Below are 22,516 nucleotides of genomic sequence, written 5' to 3' on the forward strand. Positions count from 1 at the left end.
TAACCGAGTGGCATGGACGGACGACCGAGGATGACGGTGGAGGGCATCGTTCTGGATGCCCCCGACGCGAACGAGTTGGCTGCCTTCTATCAACGGCTGCTCGGCTGGACCGTGGTGGAGGACAAGCCGGATTGGGTCAAGCTGGGCGCACCGGACGGCGGGCCGGGACTGTCCTTCCAGACCGAGCAGAACTACGCCCGTCCGGTGTGGCCCTCCACACCGGACCGGCCGCAGATGAGCGTGCACCTCGACATCCAGGTGGACGATCTGGACGTCGCCGGGACGCATGCCGAAAAGGCCGGCGCCACGCTCGCGGAATTCCAGCCGCAAGCGCATGTGCGGGTCTATCTCGACCCGGTGGGCCATCCGTTCTGCCTGTTCCTCTGATCCGGCGTGCGAGCCGGGACCAGCCGGGCGCCCAGCGCCGACGTCAGCTCGCGCGCCGCTGCGAGGTGCACCCCGCGCAGCCGGCCGGAAGCGTGCATCTCGCCCAGCGCCCGGTGGGCGAGCATCTGTTGTCGGGGATGCCCCACCGAAGTGGCGATGGCCAGCGCCATCTCCGCGTCGGCGATGCCCGCCTCGGTTTCGCCCGTCTCGTGCCGCTGCAAGGCGCGTTCGGTCAGCACGGCCGCGCGGAGCTCCGGGTCGTCCACCGAGCCCGCCACCTCCAGGGCCGCGCCCAGGTGCGGCGCGGCGGCGTGCGGCGCGCCCTCCAAGCGGGTCAGCCGGGCGAGGTACATCAGGGTCCATCCCAGCGTGCCGCCGAGCTGTCCGGCCGCCCGCAGCCGGGACTGTGCCCGCAGCAGGTCGCTGCGGGCCAGGCCCAGCTCACCGCGGCGCAGGTGCACGGTGCCGCGCACCATGAACAGCTCGGCCCGGACCTGCTCCACGGTGTGCGGAGTGAACACCTCCAGGGCCGTGCGGGCGTGCGTCAGCGCCCCGTCCAGATCGCCGCGTTCCCGGTGCTGCACCGCCAGGCGCATCCGGGCCAGCGCCTCCATGAACGAGTCCTGCAGCACGTCGGCGAGCCGCAGGGCCTCCTCCGCCGACTGGCGTGCCCGCCGCACGTCACCGACCACGAAGTACACCTCGGCCAGATTGCCGAGCATGCGAGCCTCGTCGCGGGTCGCGCCGGCCGCGCGCAGCAGGCGCAACGACTCCTCGCCGCGTTCCAGTGTCTCGGCGTACCGGCCGAATCGCATCAGCGTGCCGGCCAGATCCCCGATGGCGATCGCCTGCGCGAGCACGTCACCGTCCGCGCGGGCCGCCTGCACGGCGGCGGCGGTGACCGCGAGACAGTCCGCGCTCAACCCGCGCGTGTTCAGCCAGGCCGAGAACGGGGCGGCGGTGACATGCGCGTACCGGAAACGGCCGTGCCCGGCGGCATAGGTGATGGTGGCCACCAGGTTGGCGCGCTCCGCCTGCGCCCACACGACGGCCGGTGTCGACTCCGGCACCGGGACGCGGGGTGGCGCGCACCCGCGGCGGGTCTCCACCCGGCCGATGAAGTAATCGCCGTACGTGACGGTCACCGTGTGCTGATAGAAGTCCAGCAGCCGATCGACGGCGGCGTCCACCTGTGTCGGTGACAGCGCCTCGCGGGCGGTCTCCGCGGCGTAGGTGCGCAGCAGATCGTGCATCCCGAACCGGTGTCCCGGCCGTGGCTGCACCAGGTGCAGCCGCGCGAGTTCGCCCAACGCTCGCCGGGTCTCCGCGGCCGACATGCCGGCCATGTTGGCGAGCGCGTAGACGTCGACGCTGGCACCCGGGTGCAGACCGATCATCTGGAAGACGGACCGGGCGGCCTGCGGCAGCGAGCGGTACGACCAGAACAGCACCGACCGCACGTTGGCCGCCGCGTCGCCGGCGTCCAGGGCGTCCAGCGGGTCGCGAAGCTCCTCGGCCAGGTCGGCGAGGGCGGTGCCGGGCTCGGCGCGGGCCCGCGCGGCCACCACCGCCAACGCGAGTGGCAGCCGGTCGCAGCGCTCCACGATGTGCGCCACCGCACCCGGCTCGACCGCCAGCCGTCCGGCACCCAGCCGCCTGCTGAGCAGCTCGCGCGCGTCATCGGGGCTGAGCACGTCGAGCGGGACCGGGGTGGCCGCCTCGGTGGCGACCAGACCGGTCAGCCGGTCCCGGCTGGTGACGATGGCCCGGCATCCGTCGCCGGCCGGCAGCAGCGGGCGGACCTGCGCGGCGTCGCGGGCGTTGTCGAGCACCACCAGGACCCGGCGTCCGGCGAGCCGGCTGCGGTAGAGCGCGATCCGTCCCGCGGTGGCGCCCGGCACGCCGTCGCGCGGCTCGCCCAGCGCCACGAGGAAGTCGGCGAGCACGTCCTCCGGGGCGAGCGCCGCGTCCGCCGGCCCGAACCCGTGCAGATCGACGTAGAGCTGACCGTCCGGGAACCGCTCCTGAATGTCGTGCGCGAGGCGCACCGCCAGGGTGGTCTTGCCGACCCCGCCGGCTCCGGTGATCACCGCGACGGCGTCGGTGGTGAGCAGCGTGCGCAACCGGTCCAGCGTCCCGGCTCGCCCGGCGAACGCCGCGGGAGGCCGCGGGAGCTGAGACGGCGCGGCGGCGGTCCCGACGAAGCCGACCCGGTCCGCCCCGGTCAGCCCGAACGCGTCGGCGAGCAGGCGCACCGTGCTCTGCCGGGGATGGTCCACCCGGCCGGACTCCAGGTTGCGGATGCTGCGGGTGGCGATGCCGGTCGCCGCGGCCAGGTCGGCCTGACTCAGGCCGAGCCGACGGCGGTGATCACGGACCACGTCCCCGAAGGTCACCCGTCGATTTTATTCATCCTCGTCGACTCCCAGCTCGCGCAGGAACGCGCGAGCCCAGGCCGCGACGTCGTGCGTACGCAGGTGGCGTTGCATCACCCGCATGCGCCGGCGCAGCTCGGCCGGCTCGGCGGCGACGGCACGCAGCAACGCCTCCTTGACCCCTTCCGGATCGTGCGGGTTGCACAGGAACGACTGGCGCAGTTCGGTCGCCGCTCCGGCGAACTCGCTGAGCACCAGCGCGCCACCCTGATCCGAGCGGCACGCCACGTATTCCTTGGCGACCAGGTTCATGCCGTCGCGCAGCGGGGTCACCATCATCACGTCGGCCGCGACGTACAGCGCCGCCAGTTCGTTCTTCGGCATCGACTGGTGCAGGTAGTGCACGGCCGGCACCCCGACACGGGAGAATTCGCCGTTGATCCGGCCGACTTCCCGCTCCACCCGTACGCGCAGGGTCTGGTAGTGCTCGACCCGTTCCCGGCTGGGGGTGGCCACCTGGACCATCACCGCGTCGCCGACCTCCAGCCGGCCGTCGGCGAGCAGCTCGCGGAACGCCTTGAGGCGCAGCTCGATGCCCTTGGTGTAGTCCAGCCGGTCGACGCCCAGGATGATCGTCTTGGGATCACCGAGCTCGGCGCGGATCTGCTTGGCCCGGGCCTGCACACCCGGGTCGGCGGCGAGCCGTTCCATGTCCGCGGTGTCGATGCTGATCGGGAACGCGCCGGCTTTGACCTTGCGACCGTCCACCTGGATGGAGTGGCCCTCGTATCGCAGGCCCAGCAGGTGCCGGGCGAGGCGGACGAAGTTCTGCGCGGCCAGGCGTTGCTGGAATCCCACCAGGTCGGAACCGAGCAGGCCGCGCAGCACCTCGGCGCGGAACGGCATCTGCATGAACAGCTCGATGGGCGGGAACGGGATGTGCAGGAAGAAGCCGATGCGCAGGTCGGGCCGCAGCTCGCGGAGCATCGCGGGCACCTGTTGCAACTGGTAGTCCTGCACCCAGACGGTCGCCCCCTCGGCGGCGACCTCCGCAGCCGCCCGCGCGAACCGCTGGTTGACCAGCCGGTACGCCTCACGCCAGCGGCGCTTGTAAACCGGCGTCTCCACGGCGTCGTGATAGAGCGGCCAGATGGTGGCGTTCGACTGGCCCTCGTAGTACCGCTCCAGTTCCTGGGCGCTCAGCGGCACCGGATGGATATTGATGCCTTCGAGCTCGAACGGTTCCGGCGCTTCGCCGTCGCCTCCCGCCCATCCGATCCAGGTGCCCCGGTGCTCGACCAGCACGGGGTGCAGGGCGGTGACGAGTCCGCCGGGGCTGGGCCGCCACTGGCGCTCGCCGTCCTCGGATATCACCTCGTCGACGGGCAGGCGATTGGCGACGACGACGAAGGAACTGCGTTCGACCACGCTGAGTGCACCTCCGGGTGGGGTATGAAGTTCCCGCCCACCGAGCCTACTGTGGGTAGCCGGTCGTAGCTTGCCGAGGGATGGAGACCGGATGACATCCTGGGCCGGTGGACCTGTCGGATGATCTTCCCCCGCCGCGGCGGCCACTACTGATACCTGTGGTCATCGCCACCATTTTGCTCACCGTGCTCGGCGTCGGGCTGGGGTTGATCCTGAACGCGCAGCAGGCCGCCCGGGGTTTCCCCGCGTCCGGCGGGCAGGACACCGCACCGGTGGACGCGGGGGAGTCCCGGACGCCGTGCCGTCCGGAGACGCAGCAGGCCGCCGCCCGCGCGGGAGTGCCGGGAGTGCTGGTGCAGGTGCTCAAGGTGGTGACCAAGAGCTCCACAGTCTGGATTTGCGAGGACTCGCGGGGCCGGTACTACTATCACGCCAATCGCGGTGGAGAGGATGCCCCGTGGGTGGAGAACAAGACCGCACTGTTCCTCAACGGGGTGCAGCGCAACGGTGACACTTACACGGTGACCGTCGCGGACGGCACCCAGTTCTCCGTCAACCGGCAGCGGCTGCTCATCCTGCACGCGGACGGCCGCCGAGAGGAACAACCGGCGGTGTGAACGCCGCCGCGGGTGCGTGCCGCGGGGAATCCGGGCGGGGCGCGCGAGGTTGCACACGGAACGCCTGGGAGGATGAGGCGTTCGGCACGATAATCAACGATCACGGAGGTAGGGCGCACCGTGGCCCAGTTCATCTACGTCCTGGAGAAGGCGCGCAAGGCGCACGGCGACAAGGTCGTGCTCGACAACGTGACGCTGAACTTCCTGCCCGGCGCGAAGATCGGTGTGGTCGGCCCGAACGGGGCCGGTAAGTCCAGCCTGCTCAAGATCATGGCGGGTGTGGACATGGTGAGCAACGGTGAGGCGCGGCTGATGCCCGGCTACACCGTGGGCATGCTCGCCCAGGAACCGCCGCTGAACGACGCCAAGACGGTCCTCGGCAACATCGAGGAGGCCGTCTCGGAGACCAAGGCCAAGCTGGAGCGGTTCAACAAGATCGCCGAGCAGATGGCCACCGACTACTCCGACGCGCTGATGGAGGAGATGGGCAAGCTCCAGGAGGAGCTGGACCACGCCGACGCGTGGGACATCGACTCGCAGCTCGAACTCGCGATGGACGCGCTGCGATGCCCGCCGGCGGACGCCGACGTCAGCCAGTTGTCCGGTGGTGAGCGCCGCCGGGTGGCGCTGTGCAAGCTGCTGCTGGAGGCGCCGGACCTGCTGCTGCTCGACGAGCCCACCAACCATCTGGACGCGGAGAGCGTGCACTGGCTGGAGCAGCACCTCGCCAAGTACGCGGGCACCGTCATCGCGATCACCCACGACCGGTACTTCCTGGACAACGTGGCCACCTGGATCCTGGAGCTGGACCGCGGCCGGGCATACCCGTACGAAGGTAACTACTCCACATACCTGGACAAGAAGGCCGCGCGTCTGGGCGTCGAGGGCCGCAAGGACGCCAAGCTCAAGAAGCGGCTCTCCGACGAGCTGGAGTGGGTGCGCTCCAACGCCAAGGCCCGGCAGACCAAGAGCAAGGCCCGGCTGGAGCGGTACGAGGAGATGGCCACCGCCGCGGAGAAGACCCGCAAGCTGGACTTCGAGGAGATCCAGATCCCGCCGGGCCCGCGTCTGGGTAACACCGTCATCGAGGTCAACGAGCTGGTCAAGGGCTTCGACGGCCGCACGCTCATCGACCACCTGTCGTTCTCGCTGCCGCGCAACGGCATCGTCGGCATCATCGGCCCCAACGGCGTCGGCAAGACCACGCTGTTCAAGACCATCGTGGGCTTGGAGAGTCCGGACGAGGGCGCGGTGCGCGTCGGCGAGACCGTTCAACTGTCCTACGTGGACCAGAACCGTTCGGGGCTGAACGGCGACGAGACGGTGTGGGAGGTCGTCTCGGACGGCCTGGATCACCTGATGGTCGGCAAGGTCGAGATGCCGTCCCGGGCGTACGTGGCGGCGTTCGGATTCAAGGGCCCCGACCAGCAGAAGCCGGTGAAGGTGCTGTCCGGCGGCGAGCGCAACCGGCTGAACCTGGCGCTCACTCTGAAGATCGGCGGCAACGTCATCCTGCTCGACGAGCCGACCAACGACCTCGACGTGGAGACGCTGTCCAGTCTGGAGAACGCCTTGCTGGAGTTCCCCGGCTGCGCCGTGGTGATCTCCCACGACCGGATGTTCCTGGACCGGGTCGCCACCCACATGCTCGCGTGGGAGGGCACCGACGAGGACCCGGACCGCTGGTTCTGGTTCGAGGGCAACTTCGAGGCGTACGAGAAGAACAAGATCGACCGGCTGGGTGCGGAGGCGGCGCGTCCACATCGGGTCACCTATCGCAAGCTCACCCGGGACTGACCCCTCCGGTGGCACAGCGGTTCGTGCATGACGTGGTCCTGCGCTGGTCCGACATGGACGCGTACGGCCACGTCAACAACGCGCGGTTCCTCACGCTCTACGAGGAGGCCCGGGTGGCGATGTTCTTCGTCGGTGCTCGGGCCGCCGGCCTCGCCTCGTTCGAGGAGGGCATCGTGATCGCGCGGCACGAGGTCGACTATCTGCGACCAGTGGATTACGGCGACCCGGTGCGCATCGAGATGTGGGTCTCGTCGTTGCGGGCCGCCGCGTTCACCGTCGACTACGAGATGTTCGACGGCGCGGTGCTGGCCAGCCGTGCCCGTTCGGTGTGTGTGCCGTACAACCTGGCGAACGCGCACCCGCGCCGGTTGACGGCGCCGGAACGGGATTTCCTCTCGCCCTACCTCGCGGAGACGGAGAGCATGTGATGGCCGTCCACGGCCTGGAGGGGGTCGCCGACGCGGGTGCGTTCCTCGCGCGGCTCACCCGGCTGGATCCGGGCGCGGTGGTGCGGTTGCGCTCCTCCGGGACGCGGACCGTGCTGTGGGCTATGCTGCCGTGGAAGGTGTTGGTCACCCGCGCTGTCGCGAGCAGCGCCACGGGTGATGTCACGGTGCGCGCGGCCGAGTTGCTCGGCTCGCTCGCGCACGGAAGCGACGAACTGCCCGCGGCGCGCGACGAGATGTGGCGCTGGCCGCTGCCGCCGGCCGGCGGGCATGTGGTGGAGACCGTGGCCGGCGCCGAAGTCACCCGTCTCGCCGAGGCCGCGGCCGGGACGCTGCGGCAGGTGCGCGACGGGGGACTGTCCGGGCGTGCGGTGGGGCAGCGGGTGTTGCGCGACGCGCTGCTCGACCATGTCGCGCTCGTGGTCACGCGCGAGGACGGGCCGCCGGTGGAGGTGTCCCAGCGGCTCGTGCAGGCCGTCTCGCGGATGGGATTCCTCGGGTCGGGCGGCGCGGAGGGCGCTGCCGCTCGCGTATGCGTGACGGGACAATGGGTGGGCCTTTCCGCACCATATGGAGTTGCGTGGCTACAAATTGTCAAAGATTTGGCCGTAAGTCCCCTGCGCAATCATCCGAACGGGTGATGCTGCCTCGGTCGTCCGGTCGCGCCCTCCCGTTGGGGGGATGACCTGTGCGAGCTGTCCGGGTAGCGTCGGCGCGGGTCCATTGCTACGTCCGGCGCCGGGCCTGCTGGGGAGTGAGGTGCATCAACGATGCCGTGGTGGTCATGGCGTCCCGGGTCGACCCGTGAGCGCGGGACGGACACCGGTGGCGAGGTGGCGCTGCAGAGTGGCGTACGCGTCGGAGTCCCGGCGCAGCGCGAACCGGGGCGCCCCGGCGTTCCGGCCGAAGTGTCCAGCCTGGACGACAGTGATCACATATCACCGGTGACGCTGGAGCGCATCGGCAAGGCGCTCGATCTGCTCGACATCCGCTTCCTCGCCGACGGCGGCGGGAGTCTGCTGGCGATGTGGGAGCGGCACGCCGTGCTGTTCACTCTGGAGGGCCCGGACGACGAAATCCTGGTGATGCGGGCGCGTCCGCATTCGACGGTGCCACCCGACTGGGCCGACCGCGCCTATCGGGTGGTCAACGAGTGGAACCACACCCGCCGGTTCTGCCTGGCCTACATCGGCGATCCCACCGAGCGGGGCCAGTTGCCCATCTACGCCGAGCTGCAGGTGCCGCTGAACTCGGGCGCGCACGACGCGCTGCTGGTGGAGCTGCTCGACTGCGGCGCCGCGGTGGCGACGTCGTTCGTGGACTGGCTGCACGACGAAGGCGCACTGCTCTAGCACAGTGACACCGGGCTGCGCCCAAATGACACCGGGCCGCCGCACGCGTTGCGCACGGCGGCCCGACGTCATTTCATGACTCAACTGATCGGGAACATTCCCACCCGGCCGTGGTACTCCTTGCCGAGCTTGTCCGTGTCGGAGCCGACGATCAGGCCGCTCGTGGTGGTCAGGAAGGCGCGCACCCCGACGCCACGGGACCTCGTCGGATTCCACGACAGCGCCCGTCCGGTGGTCGCGCTGACCGCGCCGATGCCGACCCGCGACTTCGCGCCCGGCCCCGGTCCCTTCGCGTCCGTGCCGTACGGGTTGTCCAGGTAGCGCTGGTGGCCGCCCAGGTAGACCGCGGACCCGGTGACCGCCACCGCGTACAGGGAGTCGCCGCCGGTGCGCTGCACCCAGGTCGGGTTCACACGGCCCGAGCGGTACGTCTCGAATCGTGCCGCCGCGTCGCACAGCCGTGTCGGCGACGACATGCGCCCGGTGGAGACCACCACGAAGTATCTGCCGTCCGGGGAGAACTTGACCTGACGCAGGTAGGTGTCGAAGCCCTTCATACAGGACGGCTGGAACGCCGTGGTGTACCAGCTCGCGAGGGCGGCGGTGCCGCGCGCGGTGTTGAGCACGACGATCTGCGTCCGCGTGGCGCTGCCGGACTTCAGGAGGGCGCCGACCGCGACCAGCCGCCGTCCGTCGGGGGAGACGTCGAAGTGCTCGACCCGGGTGCGGGCCAGGCCCGGCGCGGACAGCCGGGCGTCGAAGGACCGGATCACGTTGCCGGTGGCCGGGTCGAGGCGGGCGAGGGCGACGCGACGCACGCCGCGGATCGCGGAGAAGGCGCCGCCGAGGTACATCCGGCCACCCTGCACGTGCAGGGTGCGCACGTCACCCCAGTTGATGTACGCGCGGAAGGTGGACATCCGCGCCCCGTCGGACAGCCGTAGCTGAGCCACCCCGCGCTGCGCCGCGCCGTTCACCCGGCGGAACGAGCCGCCGATGTAGACGGTCCCGCCGCGGCCGGTCGCCAGGGCGTACACCGAACCGTCCACGGACGGGGCGAACGATCGGATGGCGCCGTCGCGCAGCCCGTACGCGAAAATGTTCCGCCGCGCGTAGGTCCGCTTCCCGCTGGCGTCGGTGACCTTGGTGAAGCTGCCGCCCACGACGATGGTGTCGCCCACCTGGGTGAGGGCCCAGACCGTGCCGTTGAGCACATGCGGCGTGTTGTTGACCGGGTTGGCGGAGACCACCGCCCGGTAGGCGCGGTCGGTGGCCGCGGCTGGTGTCGCGACGCTTGCCGCGCTGGCAGACAGGGACAGGGAGAGCAGGATTGCGGCCAATGATCGGCGGCGCATCAGATCGGCTCCTGGGATCGGGGTCATGGATGCCGTAAACCGGACTTAGGTGTATCTCCGGTTTCCAACGAGTCGACCCGATCCGGGAAACGATCAACTCGGATGGGCGGGATCCATCGTGTTGACCATGAAGTACGCCGCCCGTTCCAGGTAGTCCCACAGCGTGGAGCGGTGCGGCTCGGGCAGCTCCAGCGCATCCACGGCCGTACGCATGTGCCGCAGCCAGGCATCCCGCTCGGCCGGACCGACGCGGAACGGGGCGTGACGCATGCGCAGCCGGGGATGCCCGCGGTTCTCCGAATAGGTGGTGGGACCGCCCCAGTACTGCATGAGGAACAGGGTGAGCCGTTCCGCGGCCGGACCGAGGTCCTCCTCCGGGTACAGCGGGCGCAACAGCGGGTCGTCCGCAACGCCCGCATAGAAGACGTCTACCAGCTGGCGGAAGGTCGGCTCACCACCGACCGCGACGAAGAAATTGGCCTCTTCGGGAACAGGTGCACTCACCTGTCCATCCTGCCAGAGAAGGCGGATTACCCGCTTTCGGAGGTGACCGCGGGCGTCGCCGTGCCGAGGGCCGACCGGGCCTTCGCCGGCACGGTCACCGCCGTGGCCTCGCCCGGCGCCGGTGGCGGCGCGCCGCCGCGGGCGGCGGCCTCGATCGCGTGGTGGAACGCCCGTGCGCTGGGCCAGCGTCCGACCATCGCGAGCATCGCCAGCACGCCGCCGATGCTCCACACTCCGACGACGAGCGGGACCGGAGCGCGGTCGGCGATCAGTCCGGTGATCATCACGGCCCCGCCTTGGCTCAACTGCAGCCCCTGCTGGATCACGCCGAAGGCGCGGGCGCGGTAGCCGTGCGGCAACGCCAGGACGAATCGAGCGTTCAGGTTGGGCAGCAGGCCGCCCACCGCGGCGCCGGAGAGCAGCACGAGGCCGGCGACGACCGGTGGTGGCGGCGCGGCGAGTGCGGGCACCAGCACCAACGGCGCGGCGACCGCGAGGGGGCGGGTCAGCCGTTCGCGACGCGCGGCGGTGAGGAACCGGTTGAGCAGGATGCCGCCGATGACGAAGCCGACCGGGTTGGCCGCCATGATCATGCCCTGGTCGAGACCGCGGGTCGCTTCGTCCGGATTGCTCTGTGCGGCCCAGGCGGCGGCCAGGCCCTCGGGGACGATCGCGAATGCCGAAGCGGCGTAGACCATCAACGCGATGGCGCGCAACACGTGCGAGCCGAACACCATGCGGAAGCCCTCGCCGGCCTCGCGCAGCAGATGCTGACGAGGCCGCCCGGTCTCGGCCGGAGGCCGGGAACGCACGCCCAGGACGATCAGCAGGGCGGAGATCGCGAAGGTGACCGCGTCGATGCCGATGGCCAGCCGGGGGTCGATGGCGATGGCCAGCGCGGCGCCGGCCAGATAGCCGACGACCTGCGCCGCCTGCAACGTCGTGGCGTTCAGCGTCAACGCCACCGGCAACTGTTCGCGGTCGAGCACCTGCGGCAGCATCGCCGACCGCGCGGCCTGGGTCGGCGGCGTGCCGAGGGTGGCCAGGAACGCGATGGTGAGGACCAGGGTCCAATGCTGACCCGGGATGATCAGCAGCAGCACCAGGCCCATCCGGGCCAGGTCGCACAGGATCATCACCCTGCGATAGGAGTGGCGCTCGGCCAGCGTGGCCAGCAGCGGACCGCCGATGATCCAGGGCAGATAGGTGATCGCGAAGGCGGCCGCGGACAGGAAGGCCGAGTCGGTCTGCTGATAGACCAGCACGGTGATGGCGGCGCGGGCCAGGTAGTCGCCCAGCCAGCTCACCAGGAACGCCAGATAGATGGCGCGGTATTCATCCCGGGCGAGGATCTCGCGGAAGGTGACCTTGCGGTCGCTCTTTCCCTCGAGTTCGTCGGACACCAGGCCCTCCATCGTTCACGGCCGTCACCGGATCGCGGACGATCGGCCTGTGCACGCTCTGGGCGAACGTGACGCTGCAAGTGCATATGCTCTGTGCGCGATTCTGCCCGATCGTCCGAGCGGTGGCTAGGGCGTACGAAACAATTGTCGGCCGTTCGGTGGAGGTGGCCTATCCACTGATTGGCCTTTCCGCAGCTCAGCTCATTCTTCTGTGGGGCGGTCACGATTGCCGTACGCGAGCGGATATCCCGGCCGGGGGCCCATCCGCGACGCGGCGATGCGCTCCGAGAGGCCGGAGGTGTCCAACGCGTCGGTCATCGCGCGCCGGAGCGCGCGCTGGAGGGTGATCCGGGAGTCGGACGTGGTCTTGGCGATGGTCCGGATCACCGCACCGTCCACGGTCAACTGTTCGACGCCCACCACGTTCGGCGGTTCGAGGAACTCGGCGGCGTGTTCGCTGTCCGCCGCCAGCGCCTCGGCGGCCTGACGCAGGACCGTGGTGGCCTGCTCCGCGCTCACGAACCCGATCGGGGTATCGATGACCACCATCGCCCAGCCCTGGCTCTTGTTCCCCACCCGGATGATTTCCCCGTTGCGGATATACCAGAGCACGCCCTGCGCGTCGCGGACCGTGGTGATCCGCAATCCGACGGTTTCCACCACGCCGATCGCTTCACCAAGATCGACTGTGTCCCCGACGCCGTATTGATCCTCTAATAGCATGAAAAGACCAGCTATAAGATCTTTGACCAGGCTTTGCGAGCCGAAGCCCAGGGCCACCCCGACGATTCCCGCGCTGGCCAGCAGCGGGCCGAGATTGAATCCGAATTCCCCCAGGACGAGCAGGGCGGCCAGGGAGAACACGGTGGCCGTCACGAAACTGCGTAGCACCGACCCGATCGCCTCGGCGCGCTGGCGTCGTCGTTCCGGAATGAACTGCTTCTCCGCAGCGGTGTCCGCCGGCCGCTCCTTCAACGGCCGTAGCAGCGACGGCATGCTGGCCCGCGACGTGGTGGTGGTCAGCCGGCGCAGGGCCCGGTGCAGCAGCCATCGGATGAGGATCGCGGCCACGATGATCCCGATGATCCGCAGCGGCTTCACGATCACCACGTAGCTGCTGCTGGCCAGCCACTGGTTGCCGGTCCAGTCGAGGACCCGGGTGCACAGGGCGTCGGTCTGGCAGATTTTTTCCACGTCCGGTGAGGTATAGAGGTCGCCCGGCGTGGTCGGTTCTGGAGTGGGGGCTTGCAGAATCACGAGTCCGTACCGTACCCGTGCACGACCGTGTGGTGCCGCGGACCTCAGACGTTTACGTCGTGGCCACAGATAGTGCTCGCAATTCCCTCGCTAATCGGGGACTATTGGCGCACGTACTCCAGAAGTCAAGGGCAACGGGAGCGGTTACCGGACCTCAAGAAGGGCGATCACGATGCCTGACATACGACCCTCAGTGGGCTCTTCCGCGTTAGTACTGAACGCCACCTACGAGCCGCTGTGCGTCGTATCGGTGCGTCGAGCGACCATCCTCGTCCTGACCACCAAGGCCGAATGCGTCTCAGACGGCGACGGCCTGCTGCACTCCGCGCACCACGTCCTCCCCGTGCCCTCCGTGGTGCGGCTGACCCGGTACGTGAAGGTGCCGTACCGCACACACGTCGGCCTGTCCCGCCGGGCCATCTTCGCGCGCGACGGTGGACGCTGCGCCTATTGCCGGGGTTCCGCCGAGACCATCGACCATGTCTTCCCGCGCAGCCGAGGCGGCCTGCACGCCTGGGAGAACGTGGTGGCGGCCTGCGCCAAGTGCAACCACAGCAAGGGCGACCGCACGCCGGCCGAGCTGGGGTGGCGGCTGCACGAGCCGCCGGCGGCGCCGCGCGGGGTTGCCTGGCGGGTGCTCGGCCATCGCACACCCGACCCGAGGTGGGCGGACTGGCTCGGCCTACCGAAGCCGAAGTTGATCGCCGAGGCGGCCTGAACCCCCAGCCGCTCCGACCAGGTCGTCCTTCGTGCCGATCAGTGACGCGAAGACCACCACGTTGTCGCTGTACCCCTGCGCGCCGCCCAGCCAGGTGCCGCCGCACGTCATCAGGCGCAGGGACGGCCGGCTGTAGTCGCCGTACACCCGCTGCACGGGCAGCGCCGACTTGCCGAAGTGCTCGACCGAGTTGACCTCGAAGACCGCCGTCTCGCGGTCCTCCCGCTGGACCTCGATGAGCTGGCCCGGCTTCATCGCCCGCAGCCGGTGGAAGATCGACGGGCCGGTGCGGGTGTCCGCGTGCCCGACGATCAGGGCCGGGCCGAACTGGCCGGGTGTGGGACCGCCGCGGTACCAGCCCGCCTCGTTGTGGCGGTTCAACGGCGGCACGTCGACCGAACCGTCCCGGGCCAGGCCCACGGCGAGCACCGGCGCTTCCACCTTGATCGCCGGGATAGCGAGGCGGACCGGAGCGCTCGGATCGAGCACCGGAAACGCCCGCGGCGGTGGTTCATCGGGCCCACGGAACAGGTCCGCGAGGTCGAACCGGGTGGCGTTGCCCAGCCCCGCCGCGACCGCGAACAGCCCGACCACGACCAGCACGGCGGCGACGAGCTTGAGCGGCCCCCGGTCGATCTCGATCACCAGGCGGGGGCGGGGCGGGCGCGCGCCGGGTCGTCGGGCGGGCGCCCGCGAGGGCGCGCCGGTGGCACCGGGCCGCCGGGCCGGCGCCTGCGGCCGTGCGCCGGTGGCACCCCGGGGTCGGGGCGCGGTCTGCGCCGGCCTGCGGCGCAGCACGGACTCCGGCATGCGGGGGCCGGTCATCCCAGGCGTCGCCGCCGCGCGGACAGGACGGCGAGGATCAGCCCCGCCGCGATGGCGGTGACGCCGCCCCCGATCAGCATCGGCGCGGACCGTCCCGGTGCAGTCCCGCCGCCCCCGGTCGCCGGGCCGCGGGCCGGGGAGATCCGCACCACCACGTGCAGCGTGCTGGTGGCGGTGGCGCCGTCCGGGCATCGCAACGTGACCTGGTAATCGCCCGCCTTGGTGTCCTTGGGCACGCGGGCGGTGCTGGTGAGGAAGCCGTACCGGGGCGAAACCGTCACCTTTCCGGTGGGCGCGGAGGTCACCGTGGCGGCGGTCAGATTGTCGTCACAACTGGCGCGGAACCCGACCTCGTCGCCGACCGGAACGGTGCTGGGGTTCGTCTCGACGAAGACGCCGGCGGCTCGCGCCGGTGCCGGGCCGGTGAACAGGACACACAGGCCCAGCGCGATCGCAGCCTGGACGGCGCGGACGGACATGCGCATGAGACCCCCTTCTGCCGCCTGGTGGAGGAACATCTCGTACGGCGCGTGAAGGTGATTTTCGCATCCGCGAGCGGATTCCGCGAAGATCGGCGACCGGATGGGTGGTCGGGTGCGACCCGACGCTCCGGGAAGACCCGGCCTCCGCTACCGTGATTGAGGTTCGGATCATTGGAACACCGGCGCCTGGGGGCGTGTACATATGTCGGTACTGAGCACCGTTCTGGTCTTCGTGATCATTCCGGTGGTGGCCATCGCGGTGGTGGGCTCGCTGGTCGCCGCGGGCACCTCGTCGAAGGTTCATTCGAGGCGCTACCGCCCCGGGCGGCCGTACGACTTCCGGCCGATCTGGTTCCTGGCCGCGCCCGAGCAGATCGGCACCACCGCGGGGGGACCGGCGGACAACCACGCGCCCGTGCTGGAGGCGCGCAGCACCGAGGACAGCTCCGGACGGCGCGTGCTGCCCGGCCCGGTAGGAGGCGCAAGTGACCGCTGGTGAAACCGACGAGCAGCCGATGACCGCGCTGGACAAGCCGGGCGGCGCGACGCTGACCGAGGATCCCCGCTCGGCGGTGGGTGCCGAGGGCGCCGCGGTGCTCGACGGCCCGTTCACCACCCGGCAGCTACTCCGGCTGGACCAGGCGCTGCGCCTGGCCGATCAGCAGACCGGCCTGACGTTCAGCGTCTATGTCGGTGAGCTCACCGAGCCGGTGCGCGAGGCGTCGGAGCGGCTGCACGAGCAGATCGAGAACGCGGCGCACGCGGTGCTGCTCGCGGTCTCGCCCAACCAGCGTGTGCTGGAGATCGTCACCGGCAACGAGGCGCGCAAGCGCATCTCCGACCGGGACGCGAAGCTGGCCGCGTTGTCCATGGCTGCGGCGTTCGCGGGGGGCGACCTGGCGGGCGGCGTGCTCGCCGGGATCGACCAGTTGGCCACCCACGCCGGCCGGCACTGACCCCGCTCGCCAGCGCCCTGCTCCCCGCCATGTGAAAAAGCGGCCCCCATCGGGGCCGCTTTTTTCGTTCCGGTTACCGCGCCGAAACAACCGCCTCACTCGTAGTCTGTGGTCCCGGGATGACGGAGGTCGGCATGAGCCAAGGCTCGCTGGTGCGCTGGGGCGCTCCGACAGGCGTTTGGACCGAACCGGATCTGCATCTGTTCGCGCAGGACGGCCACCGATACGAGATCATCGACGGCAGCCTGCATGTGACTCCACCGCCGGACGAGCGGCACGAGTCGGCGGTCCGCGCGCTGGTCGCGACGCTGCGTGCCGCCGCCCCGCCAGGCTGGTGGGTGTGCGCCCGCCTCGGGGTGCAGTTCGCCCGCACCAACCTCGTTCCTGACGTGGCGGTGCTGCGTCCCGGTTCGTCCGGTGCGGCCTGGGCCGACCCCGCGGATGTGGCGCTGGTCGTCGAAGTGGAGTCGGCGGCCAGTCGCCGCTACGACAGGTTGCTGAAGCCGATGCTCTACGCGGACGCCGGCATCGCGCACTTCTGGCGTGTCGAATGGGGGCCCACGCCGTGCCTGCGGCTCCACGAGCTGACCGAGGACGGCCGGCACACGCCGCGCCGAACCGTGCGGGGTGCCGAGCCGGTGCGGCTCGACACCCCGTATCCGGTCCGGGTCGCCCCGGCGACCTGGGCCTGAGGCTATTCCCCGCGGCCCGCGGCGGTGTCCCGGGCGCGGGCGCGCAGCGCGCGGGACACCCCGTCGCGGCCCTCCGCGACCAGCCGTCGCAACGAGGCCGGGTGGCCGTCGCGGGCCAGCCAGGCGTCGGTCAGCGCGATGGTCTGGTCGCTGACCTGGTAGGTCGGGTACGCCAAGGTGACGAACTCCTGCGCCGGCTCGCTGTCCGAGCGGGACCACACCGGGCCCACCTCGTCGAAGAACTTCGCCGCGTACGGCGCGGTCAGCTCCACCTGGGTGGAGGTCTGGAAGCCCTGCAACAGGGACCGGCTGAGCCAGTTGGGCAGCTTCTCGTCGCCGGTGAGCTGCGCCCAGACGCGGGCCTTGTTCTCCGGCGTCGGCATCAGCGCCCGAGCCAGTGCCGCTTCGCGTTCCCCGCTGGCCGTGCGGTCGCCGTGCAGCTCGGCTTCGATCTCCTCCTCGGTCGCGCCGCCCTGCGCGGACAACTGCTGCAACAGCGTCCACCGCAGCTCGGTGTCCACCACCAGGCCGTCCGGCGTCGCCGTGCCGTCCAGCCAGCCGCGCAGCACGGCCAGTTCCTCGGTGCCGCGCGCGGTGGCCGCGTACGCCCGTGCCCAGGCGAGCTGGAATCCGCTGCCCGGCGCGGCCGCCGCCACCGCCGCTCGCGCGGTGGCCGCCAGCATCGCGAAGCCGGTCGGCGCCCACTGCGGATCCGCGTACAGCACCAGCGCGCTCTGCGCCTGGCGCAGGGTCGCGGTGACCAGGTTGATGTCCTTCTCGGCGGGCAGCCCGGCGGCGACCAGGGCGATGTAGTCGCGGGCGGCCAGCTCCGCATCCCGGACCATGTCCCAGGCCGCGGCCCAGCACAGCGCGCGGGCCAGCGACGAGTCGAAGCCGGCGATGTGCTGCACCACGGTGGCCATCGAGGACTCGTCCAGCCGCAGCTTCGCATAGGTCAGGTCGTCGTCGTTGAGCAGCAGCACGTCCGCGGCGCGGGTCCCGGTCAGGGCCGGGACCGGTGTCTGGTCGCCCGCGATGTCGATGCCGACCAGCTCACGCCGGACCAGCCGGTCGCCGTCCAGGTCGTACAGTCCGACCCCGACGCGGTGGGTACGCATGGTGGGGTAGCCAGCCGGTGCGTCCTGCCGCACCACGACGCTGCGGTACGTGCCGTCGGCCCCGATCTCGACCACCGGGCGCAGGGTGTTGACCTGAGCCGTCTCCAGCCACTGCGCGGCGAACTTGCGCAGTTCCCGCCCGGACGCGGCCTCCAGTTCGGTGAGCAGATCGTCGAAGGTGGCGTTGCCCCAGGCGTGCTTGCCGAAGTAGGCCCGCAGACCGGCCAGGAACGGCTCCTCGCCCACGTAGGCGACCAGTTGCTTGAGCACGCTCGCGCCCTTGGCGTACGTGATGCCGTCGAAGTTGACCTCCACCGCTTCCAGATCCGGCATCTCGGTGTACACCGGGTGGGTCGAGGAGAGTTGGTCCTGCCGGTAACCCCAGTTCTTGCGGACGGACAGGAACGTGGTCCAGGCGTCGGTGAACCGGGTCGCCCGGCTGTTGCACCAGTGGCTGGCCCACTCGGCGAACGACTCGTTCAGCCACAGGTCGTTCCACCAGCGCATGGTGACCAGGTCCCCGAACCACATGTGCGCGAGTTCGTGCAGGATCGTGTTGGCCCGCTGCTCGTACTCGAAGTCGGTGACCGCCGAGCGGAACACGTAGTGCGCCTCGGCATGGGTGACGCAGCCGAAGTTCTCCATCGCGCCGGCGTTGAAGTCCGGCACCCACAACTGGTCGTACTTGGGCAGCGGGTAGCGCACCCCGAACTGGTCGTGGAAGAAGTCGAAGCCCTGCTTGGTGATCAGGAACAGGTCGTCCGAGTCCAGGTAACGGGCCATCGACGCGCGGCAGAACACCCCCAGCTCGATGCCGTCATGGCTGTCGCGTACCTCGTGGTAGGGCCCGGCGCACAGCGCGGTGATATAGGTGCTCATCCGTGGCGACGTCGCGAAGTGCACGGTCTTCCCGCCGCTCGGGGCATCGGCCGTGTGCTCGGCCGGCATGTTGGAGATCACCTTCCAGTGCTTCGGCACCGTCGCATGCCAGGTGAACACGCTTTTCAGGTCGGGCTGGTCGAAGCACGCGTAAACCCGCTGCGCGTCCGCGGTCTCGAACTGGCTGTAGAGGTAGATCTCCTTGTCCACCGGATCCGGGCTGCGCTGCAGTCCCTGACCGCTCGCGGAGTAGTAGAAGTCGCCGTCCACCTCCAACGTGTTCTCCGCACGCAGGCCGGTCAGCACAAGGCCACTCTCGGCCGACCAGCCGGAGACGTCCACGGCCTCGCCGTTGAGCACCGCCGAGCGCAGCGAGGCCGCGGCGACCTCGATGAACGTCTGCGCGCCCGGCTCGGTGCAGGAGAAGGAGACGCGGGTGACCGACCGGAAGGTGGACTCGCCGGGGTTGCCCGCGCCGTCGGTCAGGTCCAGGGCGATGTCGTACCCCGTCACCTCCAGCAGGCGGGCCCGCTCGGCGGCCTCGACCTGGGTCAGGTTACGAACTCCGGCCACGATCACTCTCCTGTTCCGACAACACGGGGGAGCGCGGACCGGCCCCCGTGACGAGTTTTCCATGTCAGCCTATGCGTACCAGGCGTGTCCGAGGTCACCCCTGGCGGCCCGGTTCGCGGGTGGGACCATGCAGAGATGAGTGAGCGTGGCATGGTCGACATGTGGTTCGACCCGATTTGTCCTTGGGCGTGGATGACCTCCCGATGGCTGCTGGAGGTCGAGCAAGTGCGTCCGCTGGACGTGCGCTTCAACGTGATGAGCCTGTCGGTGCTGAACGAGGGCCGTGACCTGCCGGAGCATTACCAGGCGCTGATGACGCACGGCTGGGGTCCGGTGCGGGTGTGCATGGCCGCGGCCGAAGCGGCCGGTCCGGGCGTCCTGCGCGACCTGTACACCGCCCTGGGCACCCGGATCCACCTGCAGAAGTACGAGCTCGACGAGAAGTTGTACCGGGAAGCGCTGACCGAGTGCGGGCTCGACCCGGCACTCGCCGACGCGGCTGGCAGCGACGCCTGGGACGAGGCGCTGCGGGCCAGCCACGATGCGGGAATGAAGCCGGTCGGCACCGATGTCGGCACGCCGGTGATCCACGCGCCGGGGCCGCAGGAGGGGCAGACGGTGGCGTTCTTCGGGCCGGTGGTGACGCCGGCGCCCAAGGGTGAGGCCGCGGGCAAGCTCTGGGACGGCGTGGTGCTGGTCTCCGCAACGCCGGGTTTCTACGAGCTCAAGCGGTCCCGCGAGGTGGGGCCGATCTTCGACTGATCCCCGGGCAACGAGGGCTCCGTCGCCGGCAACGAGGCCGCATCCCTAGCAACGAGGGCTGCGCGGCGGTCGTTGGCATGGGTGAGAGCCCATCACGACGGGGGAGCGGCCATGCCCGACAGCGAAACCAGCGCCCTGCACACCATCGCGGTGCACAGCCAGACCTGGCCCGATCCGGCGTTGGCGGGCATGGTCGCGCCCCCGGTGGTGGTGACCAGCGTGCCCGTCGTCGTTCCCGGACCGCCGGCCGCCGGAACCGCCACCGCAACCACGGCCACGGACGGCCCGGCGGCCCGGTGGCGGCGGCAGCAGATGGCCTGGGCCCGGGGCAACATGCCCGTCGGACGGCACCGTCGTGCCACCCGGTAGGTTTCCCGGCATGACGGTCGTGCACCCGATAACCCGAGCCTGGATCACCACGGGCGGCACCGGCGCCCAGAACTACGACGAGTTCGCCGACGACGCGGAGATCACCGCCATCATCGAGGCCAATCCGCGCAGCGCATTGGCGATCGAGATGCCGCACCGGGCGCCCGGCTCCGCCGGCAAGTCCTTCCTCGACGCGCTTCCGGACGCCGTCGCGCGGCTGGCCGATGCGCGGGCCGACGGCAGTTACACCCCGGCCGACCAGGTGGTGGTGCTCTACCGCATCACCGCCCCGGGGGAACCCGCCGCGTACGGCCTGTGGGCGATGGTGGACACCGACCAGATCTCCGCGCAGGCCGGAGAGCCAGGTCTGGTGATCCGCAACGAGGACGTGTTCATCGCCAAGGTGCGCGAGCGGGTGGCGCTGGCCGACTCGTTGGGCGCCCTGCTGTCTCCGGTGCTGCTGCTGCAGACCGGCCGCGGCGACGACCTGCACGCCGCCTTGGCGGAGGCCGCCGACGCGGCGGGCGCTCCGGCAGCCACCGACCTCGACCAGAGTGGCCGCACGCACGCCGTGTGGGTGGTCGGCCCGGGGCCGCTGCAGGACCGGCTCACCGAGCTGGCGGGCGGCGGCGAACTGGTGGTGGCCGACGGCAACCACCGCAGCCTGGCCGCGCAGACCGGGAACCTGCCGCGCTTCCTGGCGGTGGTGACCACGCCCGGGTCGATCGCGATCCAGCCGTACAACCGCCTGGTCAGTGAGGTTCCGGTGGCCGACCTGGCCGCGGCGATGACCGCGGCGGGCGCGCAGGTCGAGGAACTGGACCGTCCCGCGGAAGTGCCGACCAAGGGCACCGTCGAGCTGTACGCGGCGGGCCGCTCGTACGCGGTGCGTCTGCCCCACGCCGAGGGTGCGCCGGCCGTGGAGAACCTCGACCACGCCCTGGTCGAGCGGGTGTTGCTGGGCGCCGCGCTGGACCTGGATCCCGGTGACAAACGGATCGCCTACGTGGGCGGCGACTACCCGGCGTCCTGGTTGCGTGGCGAGGTCGACGCCGGCCGGGCGGAACTGGCCGTGCTTGTCGCGCCGGTGACCGTGGACGATTTCGTGACGGTGAACCTGGAACGCCAGAAGCTGCCCCGCAAGAGCACCTGGTTCACCCCCAAGGCCCGGGCCGGACTGGTCCTGGCCGAGCTGGCCTGATGCTGCATCCGCAGGTGACGGCCGCCGCGGGCATCCGGCGGCGGCCGTCCGGGGAGACGCTCGCCGCGGACCCGCTCACCCAGTTGCGGTTCGTGCGCGAGGCCATGGAGGAGGCCAACGAGGCGGAGAGCGGCCCGGCGCTCCCCCTGCCGGTGGTGGCCGACGTGGAGGCCGACGGCGTGCCGTGCCGGCTGTACGCCAAGTCGGTGAACGCCCCGGTCTTCGTCTACGCGCACGGCGGCGGCTGGTGTTACGGCAGCATCGAGACCGTCGACCGGTTCTGCCGCCGGGTGGCCGATCGTTCCGGGTGCGCGGTGCTGTCGGTCGGATATCGCCTCGCTCCCGAGCATCCGTTTCCGGCCCCGCTGGAGGACGTCGAGACCGTGCTCCGGTACGTGCGCAGGGAGGGCGCAGCGCTGGGCGTGGACCCGGCGCGGCTGGCGATCGGCGGGGACAGCGCGGGCGCGCATCTGGCCACCATCGCGGCGCGGCGGCAGCGCGACGCCGTCACGCCGGTGGACTACCAGGTGCTGATCTATCCGGTGATCGATCCGATGCTCGCCTCCGAGTCGTACGCCGAACTGGGCGAATACGGCCTGGACCGGGCGTCGATGAAGCTGGCCTGGGACGCCTTCGTGCCCGACGCGAGCCTGCGGTTCAGCCCCGATGTGGCGCCGCTGGCGGCCGACCTGTCCGGCATGCCGGCCACGCTGATCATCACCGCGGAGTACGACGTGCTGCGGGACGAGGGCGCGGACTACGCCGACGCGCTGCTGTCCGCCGGGGTGCCGGTCGTGCATGTGCGGTACGCCGGGGTCAATCACGGCTTCGCGCGCAAACTGGCCGTGATCGACGCCGCCCGCACGGCGACCGACCAGGTGGCGTCGGCCCTTCGCGGCGCGCTCACGTTCTGATCACTCGTGCGACACAAGCACACCGATAGCTGAGAGACATCCCAGGAGCTTGAATGTCAAGCAGCGGCCTCGATGAGGTGAGACGACCAGGCGGTCGCCTCGTCGT

Annotated in this window: 23 protein-coding genes; 14 read left to right on the forward strand and 9 right to left on the reverse strand. The window is 70.5% G+C overall.

The window, feature by feature from the left end; genetic code table 11:
* Positions 1-12 precede the first annotated feature (12 nt).
* Positions 13-387: a VOC family protein gene (locus IEY73_RS20760; RefSeq protein WP_229716007.1), complete on the forward strand. Its 375-nt coding sequence runs from the start codon at positions 13-15 to the stop codon at positions 385-387.
* Here the strand turns inward: IEY73_RS20760 and IEY73_RS20765 are convergent.
* Both IEY73_RS20765 and IEY73_RS20770 read right to left on the reverse strand, forming a co-directional pair.
* Entirely contained in the window at positions 345-2,783 is a 2,439-nt protein-coding gene (locus IEY73_RS20765; RefSeq protein ID WP_189080930.1) for an ATP-binding protein, read from the reverse strand. The genes IEY73_RS20760 and IEY73_RS20765 overlap by 43 nt on opposite strands.
* A gap of 9 nt (positions 2,784-2,792) precedes the next feature.
* Entirely contained in the window at positions 2,793-4,190 is a 1,398-nt protein-coding gene (locus IEY73_RS20770; RefSeq protein ID WP_189080931.1) for an alpha,alpha-trehalose-phosphate synthase (UDP-forming), read from the reverse strand.
* Between the two features lie 107 nt (positions 4,191-4,297).
* Between IEY73_RS20770 and IEY73_RS20775 the strand changes: the two genes are divergently transcribed.
* The 5 genes from IEY73_RS20775 to IEY73_RS20795 all read left to right on the forward strand — a co-directional run bounded on the left by IEY73_RS20775 (position 4,298) and on the right by IEY73_RS20795 (position 8,402).
* Entirely contained in the window at positions 4,298-4,807 is a 510-nt protein-coding gene (locus IEY73_RS20775; RefSeq protein WP_189080932.1) for a hypothetical protein, read from the forward strand.
* Positions 4,808-4,927: 120 nt separating this feature from the next.
* Positions 4,928-6,604: an energy-dependent translational throttle protein EttA gene (ettA, locus tag IEY73_RS20780; RefSeq protein ID WP_189080933.1), complete on the forward strand. Its 1,677-nt coding sequence runs from the start codon at positions 4,928-4,930 to the stop codon at positions 6,602-6,604.
* Between the two features lie 8 nt (positions 6,605-6,612).
* A complete protein-coding gene (locus IEY73_RS20785) occupies positions 6,613-7,032 on the forward strand; it encodes an acyl-CoA thioesterase (RefSeq protein WP_189080934.1) in 420 nt (139 codons plus the stop codon).
* A complete protein-coding gene (locus IEY73_RS20790) occupies positions 7,032-7,691 on the forward strand; it encodes a DUF8185 domain-containing protein (RefSeq protein ID WP_189080935.1) in 660 nt (219 codons plus the stop codon). The genes IEY73_RS20785 and IEY73_RS20790 overlap by 1 nt, the downstream gene beginning before the upstream one ends.
* A gap of 129 nt (positions 7,692-7,820) precedes the next feature.
* Positions 7,821-8,402 carry a type III secretion system chaperone family protein gene (locus IEY73_RS20795; protein WP_189080936.1) on the forward strand — a complete coding sequence of 194 codons (582 nt, stop codon included), beginning with the start codon at positions 7,821-7,823 and terminating at the stop codon, positions 8,400-8,402.
* A gap of 80 nt (positions 8,403-8,482) precedes the next feature.
* Here IEY73_RS20795 and IEY73_RS20800 read toward each other — a convergent pair whose 3' ends face one another.
* The 4 genes from IEY73_RS20800 to IEY73_RS20815 form a co-directional block, all read right to left on the reverse strand.
* Positions 8,483-9,757 carry a PKD domain containing protein gene (locus IEY73_RS20800; RefSeq protein ID WP_189080937.1) on the reverse strand — a complete coding sequence of 425 codons (1,275 nt, stop codon included), beginning with the start codon at positions 9,755-9,757 and terminating at the stop codon, positions 8,483-8,485.
* A gap of 93 nt (positions 9,758-9,850) precedes the next feature.
* A complete protein-coding gene (locus tag IEY73_RS20805; protein WP_373292829.1) occupies positions 9,851-10,288 on the reverse strand; it encodes a globin in 438 nt (145 codons plus the stop codon).
* Complete coding sequence (locus IEY73_RS20810; RefSeq protein WP_229716008.1) at positions 10,288-11,664, reverse strand: MFS transporter; 1,377 nt, start codon at positions 11,662-11,664, stop codon at positions 10,288-10,290. Before IEY73_RS20810 ends, IEY73_RS20805 begins: the two co-directional genes overlap by 1 nt.
* A 201-nt stretch (positions 11,665-11,865) precedes the next feature.
* Positions 11,866-12,921: a mechanosensitive ion channel family protein gene (locus tag IEY73_RS20815; RefSeq protein ID WP_189080940.1), complete on the reverse strand. Its 1,056-nt coding sequence runs from the start codon at positions 12,919-12,921 to the stop codon at positions 11,866-11,868.
* A gap of 172 nt (positions 12,922-13,093) precedes the next feature.
* On the opposite strand from IEY73_RS20815, the gene IEY73_RS20820 reads away from it, so the two are divergent.
* Positions 13,094-13,639 (forward strand): HNH endonuclease, encoded by a 546-nt coding sequence (locus tag IEY73_RS20820; RefSeq protein WP_189080941.1) that lies wholly within the window; start codon positions 13,094-13,096, stop codon positions 13,637-13,639.
* On the opposite strand, the gene IEY73_RS20825 is transcribed toward IEY73_RS20820, so the two are convergent.
* Both IEY73_RS20825 and IEY73_RS20830 read right to left on the reverse strand, forming a co-directional pair.
* Positions 13,604-14,464 carry a class F sortase gene (locus tag IEY73_RS20825; protein ID WP_189080942.1) on the reverse strand — a complete coding sequence of 287 codons (861 nt, stop codon included), beginning with the start codon at positions 14,462-14,464 and terminating at the stop codon, positions 13,604-13,606. The genes IEY73_RS20820 and IEY73_RS20825 overlap by 36 nt on opposite strands.
* The gene (locus IEY73_RS20830; RefSeq protein ID WP_189080943.1) at positions 14,461-14,949 is read right to left on the reverse strand and encodes a hypothetical protein; all 489 of its coding nucleotides are present in this window, start codon (positions 14,947-14,949) and stop codon (positions 14,461-14,463) included. Before IEY73_RS20830 ends, IEY73_RS20825 begins: the two co-directional genes overlap by 4 nt.
* A 199-nt stretch (positions 14,950-15,148) precedes the next feature.
* Here IEY73_RS20830 and ctaJ point away from each other — a divergent pair, with 199 nt between their 5' ends.
* The 3 genes from ctaJ to IEY73_RS20845 all read left to right on the forward strand — a co-directional run bounded on the left by ctaJ (position 15,149) and on the right by IEY73_RS20845 (position 16,594).
* Complete coding sequence (gene ctaJ, locus IEY73_RS20835) at positions 15,149-15,445, forward strand: aa3-type cytochrome oxidase subunit CtaJ (RefSeq protein WP_189080944.1); 297 nt, start codon at positions 15,149-15,151, stop codon at positions 15,443-15,445.
* Positions 15,432-15,902 (forward strand): DUF5130 family protein, encoded by a 471-nt coding sequence (locus IEY73_RS20840; RefSeq protein WP_229716009.1) that lies wholly within the window; start codon positions 15,432-15,434, stop codon positions 15,900-15,902. The genes ctaJ and IEY73_RS20840 overlap by 14 nt, the downstream gene beginning before the upstream one ends.
* Positions 15,903-16,036: 134 nt before the next feature.
* On the forward strand, positions 16,037-16,594 hold the full coding sequence (locus tag IEY73_RS20845) for a Uma2 family endonuclease (protein WP_229716010.1): 558 nt from the start codon (positions 16,037-16,039) through the stop codon (positions 16,592-16,594).
* Between the two features lie 2 nt (positions 16,595-16,596).
* Here IEY73_RS20845 and pepN read toward each other — a convergent pair whose 3' ends face one another.
* On the reverse strand, positions 16,597-19,164 hold the full coding sequence (pepN, locus tag IEY73_RS20850) for an aminopeptidase N (RefSeq protein ID WP_229716011.1): 2,568 nt from the start codon (positions 19,162-19,164) through the stop codon (positions 16,597-16,599).
* A 135-nt stretch (positions 19,165-19,299) separates the two neighbouring features.
* Here pepN and IEY73_RS20855 point away from each other — a divergent pair, with 135 nt between their 5' ends.
* The 4 genes from IEY73_RS20855 to IEY73_RS20870 all read left to right on the forward strand — a co-directional run bounded on the left by IEY73_RS20855 (position 19,300) and on the right by IEY73_RS20870 (position 22,410).
* Positions 19,300-19,926: a DsbA family protein gene (locus IEY73_RS20855; protein WP_189080947.1), complete on the forward strand. Its 627-nt coding sequence runs from the start codon at positions 19,300-19,302 to the stop codon at positions 19,924-19,926.
* 111 nt (positions 19,927-20,037) lie between these two features.
* Positions 20,038-20,295: a hypothetical protein gene (locus IEY73_RS20860; protein WP_189080948.1), complete on the forward strand. Its 258-nt coding sequence runs from the start codon at positions 20,038-20,040 to the stop codon at positions 20,293-20,295.
* Positions 20,296-20,305: 10 nt separating this feature from the next.
* On the forward strand, positions 20,306-21,496 hold the full coding sequence (locus tag IEY73_RS20865) for a DUF1015 family protein (RefSeq protein WP_189080949.1): 1,191 nt from the start codon (positions 20,306-20,308) through the stop codon (positions 21,494-21,496).
* On the forward strand, positions 21,496-22,410 hold the full coding sequence (locus IEY73_RS20870) for an alpha/beta hydrolase (RefSeq protein WP_189080950.1): 915 nt from the start codon (positions 21,496-21,498) through the stop codon (positions 22,408-22,410). The genes IEY73_RS20865 and IEY73_RS20870 overlap by 1 nt, the downstream gene beginning before the upstream one ends.
* Positions 22,411-22,516 lie beyond the last annotated feature (106 nt).

Source organism: Mangrovihabitans endophyticus, from assembly GCF_014646155.1.
GTDB lineage: Bacteria > Actinomycetota > Actinomycetes > Mycobacteriales > Micromonosporaceae > Actinoplanes > Actinoplanes endophyticus.